Annotated in this window: 9 protein-coding genes; 7 read left to right on the plus strand and 2 right to left on the minus strand. The window is 70.3% G+C overall.

Features of this window, described 5'->3' with window-relative positions; all coding sequences use genetic code 11:
• Positions 1-33 precede the first annotated feature (33 nt).
• Positions 34-1,182, minus strand: a complete 1,149-nt coding sequence (locus K8V84_RS12490) for an IS30 family transposase (protein ID WP_304074346.1) — start codon at positions 1,180-1,182, stop codon at positions 34-36.
• Between the two features lie 385 nt (positions 1,183-1,567).
• Between K8V84_RS12490 and K8V84_RS12495 the strand changes: the two genes are divergently transcribed.
• From K8V84_RS12495 to K8V84_RS12510, 4 genes are all read left to right on the plus strand, one after another.
• Positions 1,568-2,542 carry a hypothetical protein gene (locus K8V84_RS12495; protein WP_304074348.1) on the plus strand — a complete coding sequence of 325 codons (975 nt, stop codon included), beginning with the start codon at positions 1,568-1,570 and terminating at the stop codon, positions 2,540-2,542.
• Between the two features lie 172 nt (positions 2,543-2,714).
• Positions 2,715-3,479, plus strand: coding sequence for an SDR family oxidoreductase (locus tag K8V84_RS12500; RefSeq protein ID WP_304074349.1), 765 nt, complete (start codon positions 2,715-2,717; stop codon positions 3,477-3,479).
• Positions 3,476-4,303 carry an enoyl-CoA hydratase family protein gene (locus K8V84_RS12505; RefSeq protein WP_304074350.1) on the plus strand — a complete coding sequence of 276 codons (828 nt, stop codon included), beginning with the start codon at positions 3,476-3,478 and terminating at the stop codon, positions 4,301-4,303. Before K8V84_RS12500 ends, K8V84_RS12505 begins: the two co-directional genes overlap by 4 nt.
• A complete protein-coding gene (locus K8V84_RS12510; RefSeq protein ID WP_304074352.1) occupies positions 4,304-4,738 on the plus strand; it encodes a RidA family protein in 435 nt (144 codons plus the stop codon).
• Between the two features lie 43 nt (positions 4,739-4,781).
• Here the strand turns inward: K8V84_RS12510 and K8V84_RS12515 are convergent, their stop codons facing one another.
• Positions 4,782-5,669 (minus strand): PaaX family transcriptional regulator C-terminal domain-containing protein, encoded by an 888-nt coding sequence (locus tag K8V84_RS12515; RefSeq protein WP_304074353.1) that lies wholly within the window; start codon positions 5,667-5,669, stop codon positions 4,782-4,784.
• A 168-nt stretch (positions 5,670-5,837) separates the two neighbouring features.
• On the opposite strand from K8V84_RS12515, the gene K8V84_RS12520 reads away from it, so the two are divergent.
• From K8V84_RS12520 to K8V84_RS12530, 3 genes are all read left to right on the plus strand, one after another.
• Complete coding sequence (locus tag K8V84_RS12520) at positions 5,838-6,959, plus strand: acyl-CoA dehydrogenase family protein (protein ID WP_304074354.1); 1,122 nt, start codon at positions 5,838-5,840, stop codon at positions 6,957-6,959.
• Between the two features lie 64 nt (positions 6,960-7,023).
• A complete protein-coding gene (locus K8V84_RS12525; protein ID WP_304074355.1) occupies positions 7,024-8,673 on the plus strand; it encodes a benzoate-CoA ligase family protein in 1,650 nt (549 codons plus the stop codon).
• Between the two features lie 98 nt (positions 8,674-8,771).
• Positions 8,772-9,134 (plus strand): lycopene cyclase family protein (locus K8V84_RS12530; protein ID WP_304074356.1); only part of this gene is annotated, 363 nt, incomplete at its 3' end.

The following is a 9,134-nucleotide window of genomic DNA, read 5'->3' on the forward strand; positions in this document are numbered from 1 at the left end:
GGCGGATTCTAGGGATCGTCGCAACACGTGAGGTCAGTTGCTCGATTCGAGTAGCTTAGCCAGACGCTCGGCTGGGGTATCCCAGCCGAGCGTTTTGCGTGGGCGCCCGTTGAGCTGGACGGCCACCGCCTCCAGATGCTCACGGGTGTGCACCGACAGATCAGTGCTCTTGGGGAAGTACTGCCTGAGCAGCCCGTTGGTGTTCTCGTTGGAGCCGCGCTGCCACGGGGAAGCCGGGTCACAGAAGTAGACCGGGATGTCGGTGGCGGTGGTGAAGGACCCATGCGCGGCCATCTCCGCGCCCTGATCCCAGGTGATCGAGCGTGCCAGATGCCGAGGCAGGGTCTGAACCGTGTCGGTCAAGGCGTCACGGACCTGCTCGGAGCTGCGCCCGTGGGGCAGATGCAGCAGCATCACGTACCGGGTGGAACGCTCCACCAGGGTGCCGATGGCCGAGGCACCATCGGCACCGATGATCAGGTCGCCCTCCCAGTGCCCGGGCACCGCCCGATCGGCCACCTCGGGCGGACGCTCACTGATCATCACCATCGGTGAGGCAAAACGTGGCCTGCGCTGTTGGGCCTGGCGGTGGGGTCTGCGTCGGGCTCGACCCGAGCGCAGCGCACTGGCCAGCTCTCGGCGCAGCTCACCTCGGCCTTGGACATAGAGCGCCTGGTAGATGGTTTCGTGGCACACGTGCAGCTCCGGCCGGTCGGGGAAGTCCCGTTCGAGCCTACGGCTGATCTGCTCAGGGCTCCATTTATCGGTGAGGAGCTCCTGAATACGCGCACATAGTTCGGGGTTCAGGGCGATCTTGGAGGGTTTGGGTCGGGGGCGACGTGCATCGGATCGGGCCTGGGCGACGTGGGGTCTGTAATGCCGCTTGCCACGCGGGTCCACGGTGGCGTTACGTCGTAGTTCCCGGCTGACGGTGGAAGGATCTCGGTCCAGCTCGGCGGCGATGGCTCGCACGCTTTTGCCTTCGCGGTGCAGGTCGGCGATCTGGAGGCGTTCATGCTGGGTCAGGTAGCGGGACGGGCCGGTGGGCGGTACCACCGTGGTGATCGGTGGTACCGCCCGTTGGCGGTTTTCGGGTCCGCGTCCGTTGCGCCATTTCCTGCCGGTGCGTGCGTCTACACCCACGATTTGGCAGGCCGCGGTGTTGCTGTAGCCCTGCTTCATGAGCTGCAAGTATGCCGCTCGCTCAGCGGAGAGCTTTCTTGGGCCTTGTGGTGTTCGGTCCTGACGGATCTGGAAGTGCATCGCACCCCTTGAACTGGGGTGTTGCAACCACCACTAGAACCCAAGGAACCGGGCGGCCCTTTCTCCGTTCTCGCCTCACCATGGGGAACCCCGGTACCGATGGGCACACGTGTCATGACGGTCACGCGTGCCACCTCGATTGTTTCCTTCGGGGAAACCTGGACAGAAGCGAATCTTCCCCTGACAAGTATTCCCAAAGCGGTCGCCGATCGGTACTTTCGCTTTGGTGTCACACGGCGCTCTTCCCGCACCCGTATCAGGAGCGTCCGGCCCCCACCGGTCACGACGAAAGGAAATCCCCCGCATGAAGCTCGGGAGTAAGATCGCCGCGTCCACCGCCACCGCGGCTCTGGCGATCGGCGGCGTCACCCTCATGGCCGCTCCTGCCCAGGCCGATCTGGTCACCCTTTGCTCCGGTCACGGCGGCGAGATCACCCTGCCGACCGACCTGAAGGTCCCCTCCGGCGCGAGCTGCTTCCTGGACGGCACCGTCGTCCAGGGCGACGTCACCGTCGAGCAGGACGCCAACCTCCACATCATCGGTGGAACCATCGAGGGTGAGGTGTCCGTCGACAGCGACGCCTACTTCGACGCCTCCGACACCACGGTCGACGGCGACGTGGTCAACTCCGGTTCCTACGGCACCTACCTGGAGGACGGCACCTCGGTCGCCGCTCTGCGGGCCCAGGCCGCCGAGGGCGCCGCCAACGACGGTTTCGTCTACGTGGTCGATGCCTCCGCCGCCTCCGTGGACGCCACCACCGGCGAGCTCTACCTCAACGGCGGCCGCGTCGCCGACGGCGTGAACGCCGACGGTGTCGTCTACGCCGACATCTACGACAGCGTCGTCCGCGGTGACCTCCTCGTCAACGGCTCCGCCTCCGGTGGAATCCTGTGCGACAGCGAGGTCCTCGGCAACGTCACCTACAGCGACGGCTCCGGCCCGGTCGCGGTCGGCGCGGGCGAGAACGACGACTTCTGCGCCTCGGTCAACTACGTCGACGGGGACCTGTCCGTCACCGGCGTCTCCGGTGGCGCCTACATCGACAACAACATCGTCGGCGGCGACCTGGTGGCCACCGACAACAGCCCCACCGCCCAGATCGGTGACGCCAACCGCGTGCGCGGCGGCATCGTCACCGAGGAGGTCGCCATGCGCGCTCTGGCCGCCGAGGTGACCGCCGAGTTCGAGGCCCACGAGGCCGACCTGGCGGACGAGGTAGAGGAGGCCCGCGCCGAGACCGTGGACGCGGCCATCGAGGCCGGCCCCGCCTTCTAGGAACACCCGCTCGTTTGGGGCCTTCACGATCTCGTCGGTGCCCGGACGAACGCGGACCACGGCGGCGTCGGCGGCCATCGGCCGTCGACGCCGCCGTTCTCGTGTCCGCCGCCCCCTTTCGGTTTATGTCGCACCCGTGACGACGGTCATGCTTCAGTGATATGTTCGCGCCATGGCTGACTCCCAACGGCTCGCCGTGGTCTCCGGCGGCTCCGGTGGCATCGGACGGGCCGTCGTGTTCGCGCTCGCCGAGGCCGGACACGAGGTGGTCGCCCTCGGCCGTGACCCCGATCGCCTCGCCCGGCTCGCCGACGACGCCCGGGAGCGGGGACACCCCGTCGCCACCCGCGTGTGCGACCTCGTCGACGAAGTCGCCGTGACCGAACTCGCCGACGCGCTCGGTCCCGTATCCGTCCTGGTCAACAACGCCGGCGCCGCGCACAGCGCCCGTCTGCGCGAGACCGCTCTGGGCCTGTGGCGTCACCACCTGGACGCCAACGCCACCTCCGCGTTCCTGCTCACCCGGGCCCTGCTGCCCGGCATGCTCGAACGCGACCATGGGCGCGTGGTCTTCGTCGCGTCCACCGCCGCGCACACCGGAACCCGGTACACCGTCGCCTACACGGCCGCCAAGCACGCCGTCCTCGGCCTGGCCCGTTCGGTGGCCGACGAGGTCGCCGGTACCGGCGTGACCGCCAACTCCGTGTGCCCCTCCTTCGTGCGCACCCCCATGACCGAACGCTCGGTGGCCCGCATCGCCGAACGCACCGGACGCGACCCCGGCCGGGCCGAACGCGCCCTCGCCGAGTCGACGCCCCTGGGTCGGCTCATCGAACCCGATGAGGTGGCGGCCGCCGTCGCCTACCTGGTGAGCCCCCTGGCCGGGGCGATCAACGGCCAGTCCCTCACCCTCGACGGAGGAGACACGCAACGATGAGCGCCTTTCGCGGCTCGGTGCCGCTCACAGACCGGTGGGACCACTTCGACCTGACACAGGTCGACGGGGTCACCACCGTCACCCTGAACCGTCCCGACCGGCTCAACGCCCTCACCTTCGAGACCTACGCCGACCTGCGGGACCTGCTGCTGGAACTGCCGCACCGCGACGACACCCGCGTGCTGGTCCTGCGCGGTGAAGGCCGGGCCTTCTGCTCCGGTGGCGACGTCGACGAGATCATCGGCCGCACCCTGGAGATGGCCCCCGACGAGCTCCTCGCCTTCACCCGCATGACCGGCGAGGTGATCCGGGCGATGCGCGAGTGCCCGATCCCCGTGGTCGCCGGGATCCACGGTATGGCCGCCGGCGCCGGCGCGGTCCTGGCCCTGGCCTCCGACTTCCGGGTGGTGGCCCGCTCGGCCCGCTTCGCGTTCCTGTTCACCAAGGTGGGGCTGTCCGGGGCCGACATGGGCGCCGCCTACCTGCTGCCCCGCATGGTCGGTCTGGGCAACGCCACCCGCATCCTCATGCTCGGCGACACCGTGGAGTCCGACGAGGCCGAGCGGATCGGTCTGGTGAGCGAATCGGTGGAGGACCACGAGCTCGACGCCGCCGTGGACCGACTGGCCGGGAGATTGGCCAAGGGCCCTTCCTTCGCCTACGCCCAGACCAAGGCCCTGCTGTCCCGGGAACTCGACATGAGCCTGTCCGGGGCCATCGAACTGGAGGCCATGACCCAGGCGTTGCTCATGCGCGGCGAGGACTACGCCGAATTCCACGCCGCCTTCACCGGCCGCCGCACACCCGAATGGAAGGGACGCTGAGTGGAACCCGTACACCTGCCGCCCACCCCGCACACGCTGGTCAACCCGCCCGAACTCGGGCCCAACCCGGGCTTCTCCCACGCCGTGGTCCCCGCGCCGGGCCGCCTGGTCCACCTGGCGGGACAGATCGCCTCCGGGCCCGACGGGCGGCTGGCCGCCGACTCCCTGGTCGACCAGTTCGACGGCGCCCTGGCCAACGTCGTCACCGCCCTGCGAGCCTGTGGCGGTTCGCCCGAACACCTGACCCGCCTGAGCGTGTACACCACCGATGTGCCCGGTTACCGGGCCTCCGGGCGGGAACTGGGTCGGGTCTACCGCGCCCATCTGGGTCGCCACTATCCCGCCGTGGCGCTGTTCGGGGTGGCCGAGTTGTTCGAACCGGGCGCCTTGTTGGAGCTGGTCTGCGACGCCGTCGTCCCCGGACCGACCGACTGATCGCAGCCAGGCGACCACGAGAGTGCCCGAACACCCCGACGCGCTAGCGAAGGCGCTGAACGATGCCGCGGACGTGGTCCAGGGCGGGCTCGCGCAGCAGGGCGTGCAGATCGAAGAAGACACGCGCGGCCCTGCTGCCCGCCCACCGGTCCGGCAGCAGTTCGGGTGGCAGCCCCGGGTCGAGGAACGGCAGCCTCCGCCAGGTGTCCACCGCGCGCAGGTGGTCGGCGAAGGCCGCCGCCCGCTGCTCGGGGCCCGGCTCCGAACGGGTGCCGCGGCGTCGCCACGCGGTCAGCACCGGTTCGTGTTCGTCGAGGAACCCCCGGTACATCGCCTGTAGCGCGGGCAGGTCCCACCAACGGGCGACGGATGTGGTGAGGTCGCGAAAGTCCAGATGGGTCGCGTGGAACAGCTCCGCGTGCTCCTCCAGGTCCAGTTCGCGCAGGGTGGCGCGCGCCTGGTCGGTGAGGTGGGAGGGGGCGATCCACACCCCTGCGGCGGTGGTGCCGAACCCCAACCGGGTCAGCTGGGTCCGCAGCGCGTGCCGGCGGCGACGTTCGGACTCGGGCACGGAGAACACCACCAGTACCCAACCGTCCTCGGCGCGGGCCACCCGGTGACCGAAGATGCGCTGGTCGCCCTCACCGAGTATGCGGCGTCCCTCGTCGGAGAGCCGGTAGCCGGCCGCCCCGCCCAGACGTTCGGACACCAACAGTCCACGGCGCTTGAGCCGGGAGACCGCCGAGCGGACCGAGGGGCCGTCGACGTCGAGCCCGCCCATCAAGGCGATCAGGTCGGCCACTCCTATCCAGCCGCCCACGTCGCGTGCGTAGGTGCCGAAGAACGACACGATCAGGGCCCGGGGACGGCGCATGACGCGGTCGGCGTCGGCTGTGGGGTCCAGGGCTGCTCGGTCGCTGTTGGCAATCATGGGCACACGATAGCCGTCGGTGTTCTGCACCCCTTGCAGCGCTCGGACTCTCCCGTCCATCACACTCGTTTTCCCGGTAACTTCATATCACTCTCTTGACGGCCGTCACGTTCTGGGTGCATCGTCGGAGTGAGGCGGATCACGTTCCAGAGAGAGTCGAGGTCGCCCATGGCGCTCCCGCCCCACGACAACGACCACGAGTTCGCCCGGTGGGTCACCGACCGGGCGACCGAACTCGACACCACCCCCGGCGAACCGGGGCGCGTCGACCGGGCGCTGCTCCGGGGCCTGGGCGAGAGCGGGCTGCTGTCCGCGCTGTTCCCCGGAACGGCCGACGACGGGCCTCTACGCGAGGCCCCCGCCACCCGGTTGTGCCTGCTCCGCGAACGTCTGGCCGGCGTCGACACCCACGCCGAGACCGCCCTGGCCCTCCAAGGACTGGGGACCTACCCCCTCCTACAGTCCGGGACCGACCGACAACGCGAGCGGTGGGTCCCCGAGGCCGCCGCGGGCCGGGCGGTGGCGGCCTTCGCCCTCACCGAACCCGACGCCGGATCCGACGCCGCGGCACTGGAACTGCGCGCCGAGCCCTCCGGAGACGGTTGGCGGCTGCACGGTGAGAAGACGTGGATCTCCAACGCGCCGGACGCCGACTTCTACACCGTCTTCGCCCGGACCACCCCCGGTACACGTTCCCGGGGCGTCACCGCCTTCTGTGTCCCCGCCGACCGCCCGGGCCTGTCCGGCACGCCCCTGGAGATGTTGTCCCCGCACGCCCTGGGACACCTGGTCTTCGACGGGGTCGAGGTCGGCTCGGACGACCTGGTCGGCGCACCCGACCAGGGGTTCTCGGTGGCCATGCGAACCCTGGACCTGTTCCGTCCCAGCGTCGGCGCGTTCGCCGTCGGTATGGCCCGGGCGGCTCTGACCGCGGCCAAGGAGCACACCGCCGGCCGTCGTGCCTTCGGTGGACCCCTCGACGCCCTGCAGACCGTGGCCCACACGCTCGCCGAGATGGCCACGCGTACCGAGGCCGCCCGTCTGCTGGTGTACGCGGCCGCCGACGAGTACGACTCCGGCGGACCCGAAGTCACGCTCAAGGCGGCGATGGCCAAGCTGTTCGCCACCGAGACCGCCCAGTACGTGGTCGACTCCGCCGTCCAGCTGCACGGTGCGCGTGCCCTGCACCGGGGCCACCTCCTGGAACACCTGTACCGGGAGGTCCGCGCCCCCCGTATCTACGAAGGCGCCTCGGAGGTCCAGCGCCAGATCATCGCCCGTCACATGTAGCCGGCCACGCGCCTCACCACGGCCACGCCGCCCGCTGTCGCACCCCGCACCCGGAGGTCCAGCAATGTCGCACTCTCCGTCGCCCGACCGACCGCTCCCGCCACCCCTGACCCCGAGCGCGTACGAGGACACCTTCACCCGCGACCACCTGCCGCCCCTGGAACGGTGGCCGCTCATCGAACCCCTGGACGTGCCCGAGCACCTCAACTGCGCGGAGGAGCTCCTGGACGGCACCATCGCCCGCCACGGCGCGGACCGGCGCTGTGTCGTGGGCGAACACGAGACGCTGACCTACGCGGACCTACGGGAGCGGGTGGACCGCATCGCCCACGTCCTGGTGGAGGAACGTGGTCTGCGACCGGGGGAGAGGGTGCTGCTGCGCGGACCCAACGCCCCCTGGCTCGCCGCCTGCTGGCTGGCCGTGCTCAAGGCCGGGGGCGTGGTCGTCACCGTCCTTCCGGTGCTGCGCGCGGGGGAGCTCGCCACCATCCTGCGCTCCGCCCGTGTGGCCCACGCGCTGTGCGACGCCCGCTCTTTGACCGACCTGGACGAGGCGTCCCGGCGAGTGGGGGAGGACGCCCCCTCGATCCTGGTGTACGGAGGCCAGGGCCCCGACGACCTCACCGAACGGGTGGCGGCCCACCCCGACCCGTTCACCGCCGTACGCACCGCCGCCGACGACGCCTGCATGATCGCCTACACCTCCGGGACCACCGGAGACCCCAAGGGGTGCGTGCACTTCCACCGCGACGTGCTCGCCATCGCCGACACCTACTCCGTCCAAGTGCTCCAACCCGATCCGGAGGACCTGTTCGCCGGCAGCCCGCCCTTCGCGTTCACCTTCGGGCTCGGCGGACTGCTGATCTTCCCGCTGCGCGCCGGGGCCGCCACGGTACTGCTGGAACGCCCTCGCCCCGAGGCTCTGCTGGACGCCGTCACCGAACGCGGGGCCACCATCCTGTTCACCGCGCCCACCGCCTACCGGGCCATGTTGGCCGGACGCGGCGACCGCGACCTGTCCACCCTGCGTCGGTGCGTATCCGCCGGCGAACACCTACCGGCGGTCACCTGGCGGGACTGGTTCGAGGCCACCGGTGTGCGGCTGCTCGATGGCATCGGCGCCACCGAGATGCTGCACATCTTCATCTCCTCCACCGACGACCACATGCGCCCCGGATCCACCGGCAGACCCGTCCCCGGGTTCACCGCCGCCATCCTGGACGACGAGGGCGCCCCCGTCCCCGACGGCGAACCCGGTCACCTGGCGGTCCGAGGTCCCGTCGGCTGCCGATACCTGAACGACCCGCGCCAACGGGAGTACGTCCGCCACGGCTGGAACCACACCGGGGACACCTACGTGCGCGACGAGGACGGCTACTTCTGGTACCAGGCGCGCAGCGACGACATGATCGTCTCCGCCGGCTACAACATCGCCCCCGCAGAGGTGGAGGAGGCGCTGCTCACCTCCCCCGACGTCGAGGAGGCCGCCGTGGTGGGGGTGGAGGACCCCGAACGGGGCCTGGCCGTACGGGCGTACGTGGTGCCGCGACCGGGCCTGACCGCCGACACCGGCCTGGCCGATGGTCTGCGCGAACACGTGCGCTCCCGTATCTCCCCGTACAAGACGCCGCGCTCGGTGGTCTTCGTCGACGAACTGCCCCGGACCCCCACCGGCAAGCTCCAACGTTTCCGGCTGCGGGAGGGCGCCCTGTGACACCGCACGCCTGCCCCGACCACTGAGAGGGCCGCCCCGACGGGCGGGAGACGGACACGACGGCAGACCAGGACGTCAACGAACAGGAAGGCGGCGCGATGCGCATCGCGTGTATCGGTGCGGGACCCGCGGGACTGTACTTCGCGGCCCTGGCCCGACAACTCGACGCCACCCACGACATCACCGTCTACGAACGCAACGCCCCGGACGACACCTTCGGGTTCGGCGTGGTGCTCTCCGACGAGACCCTCGGCGGCATCGAACACGCCGACCCCCGTGTCTACGAGCGACTCACCGCGGAGTTCGCCCGCTGGGACGACATCGACGTCCACTTCGACGGCACCGTGACCACCTCCGGCGGGCACGGCTTCGCCGCCATCGGCCGTCGCGCCCTCCTGCAGATCCTGCGCGCCCGCTGCGCCGAACTGGGGGTGCGCGTCCACACCCGCACCGAGGCGCCG

Origin of the sequence: Nocardiopsis listeri, assembly GCF_020741345.1 — a bacterium.
Classification (GTDB): Bacteria; Actinomycetota; Actinomycetes; order Streptosporangiales; family Streptosporangiaceae; genus Nocardiopsis; species Nocardiopsis listeri_A.